The organism is Streptococcus oralis, from assembly GCF_001578945.1.
In the GTDB taxonomy this organism is placed as follows: Bacteria; Bacillota; Bacilli; order Lactobacillales; family Streptococcaceae; genus Streptococcus; species Streptococcus oralis_Q.
On sequence record NZ_KQ969552.1, the window covers coordinates 215,457 to 217,133 of the forward strand.

The window sequence follows — 1,677 nt, forward strand, 5'->3', positions numbered from 1 at the left end:
TTCTTTCCTTTGGCAAAATGTTTTTCCAAATCTTGGAAATTAAAGTTGGAAGTAAAGAAGGTCGGCAAATCTTCCTGCATGCGGTACTGAAGAATGACTTGAAGAATCTCATCACGTACCCAAGGAGTCGACTGCTCTGCACCAATATCATCCAAGATCAAGACCTCTGCTAACTTGATGTCATCCACCAAGGTCTTCACAGAGCCTTCACCGATGGCATTTTTCACGTCAATGACAAAACTTGGATAATGGAGAATCGTCGTTGATGCCCCACGTTTTTCAGATAGGTCGTGAGCTAGGGCTGCCATCATAAAACTCTTACCAACACCAAAATCTCCATAAAGATAGAGACCTTTTCGGATGCTTGGGTAAAGGTCAACAAAGGCATAGAGTCTCTCAAAAATCGGCAACCGTCCTAGATCATCCAGGTCAATCTGAGCCAACTTCGCTTTCTTGAGATTTGCTGGTAGATTGATCAACTTGAGACGATTCTTTATTGCCGCCTCTTTTTCAGCCGCGATTAGTTCTGGTGTTTCTTCATAAGACACATCTGCATAACCGTGATTCATAACCAAGATAGGCTTGTAGCCACGCGCTATATAGTCCGCATCCCCACGAAGAAACTTGTCCCGTTCTGTGATATATTGGTTGAACTTGGAGATGCTACGATTCAACTCCTCTGGACTGAGGGATTCTTTCTGGATAAAAGCCGCCACATCTGGGTCTTTCATAATCTGCTGGACTAGGTCCTGATACTGAAAACGACTTGTCTGACGTTTGAGTACGTCACCCACACTTTCCATCTAGTCTCCTCCTTCTTCTAATCGGGCTAACATTTCTTGTTTTTTACGTTCTAGTTCCAGACGAGTTTCCTCACTGGTTTGATTTTTATATTCTGGATTACTCCACTTGGGAACATTTGTCTTAGTCGAGCTAGTTTTCGATTTCTGGTCTTCTTTCCCTTTTTGCTGACGCTCTCGAATCCGAAGCACAGCTTCTTCTGCTGTCCGAATTTTTTGATAAGCATAGTCATTTGCGACCTTCATGGCATATTTTTCATTGACATTAGCCGAATCAACCTTGTTAAAGGTTAAAAGTAAAACGATATTGATGACTTCGTCCAACAAGCCTAAAGACGCCATCTGGTGAAGGAGTTCTCTTTCACTTTGGGTGATGTTCCCCTTACGCGTTTGCTTGATTTCCGCTAAAAATTGTAGGGGAGTTTTGTTTTTGGCTTCCCTTATAATAGTCATTTCTTTGGGGCTAAAGTCAGAAGACATTGGTTTTTGTGCTATCTTTTCACGCATTCGTTTGACTGAAATAAGCTGAGCCACCGCTGTCGCCTTGGCTAATTGATAGGTTTCAAACCAGGTCCATTTTTTTTCATCTGCGATGGCAAACAATTCCAAAACATCTGCCTGCTCGTTTTCAAAACGCAAGCCATCTCGAGCCATCAGGCGCTGGAAATGTTCCAAGTCAAAATCGTTTTTTAACTTGCTTTTAGACTCGCTTGGTGTCACTTCTTCAGTCAGGGTTGGAAATACTTGGCTCAAAGAAACAGAGAGTGCTTCTCCCTCACTTGGAGCCTGCTTCATAGCAGAAACAGCTGTATCCCCAATCTTTCTCTCTAATAATCTGCTATAGACAGAATGACTTAAAAATTCCTGACCTGAAAGG

The 1,677-nt window shown here is 42.6% G+C and carries 2 protein-coding genes; both read right to left on the reverse strand.

The genetic code is table 11. The features are described from left to right. Positions 1–803: primosomal protein DnaI (dnaI, locus tag SORDD16_RS06450; protein WP_061452786.1), on the reverse strand; the 803-nt coding region annotated here is incomplete at its 3' end. Then, positions 804–1,677, reverse strand: an 874-nt coding sequence (locus SORDD16_RS06455) for a DnaD domain-containing protein (protein ID WP_061452787.1), incomplete at its 5' end; no start/stop codon positions are given.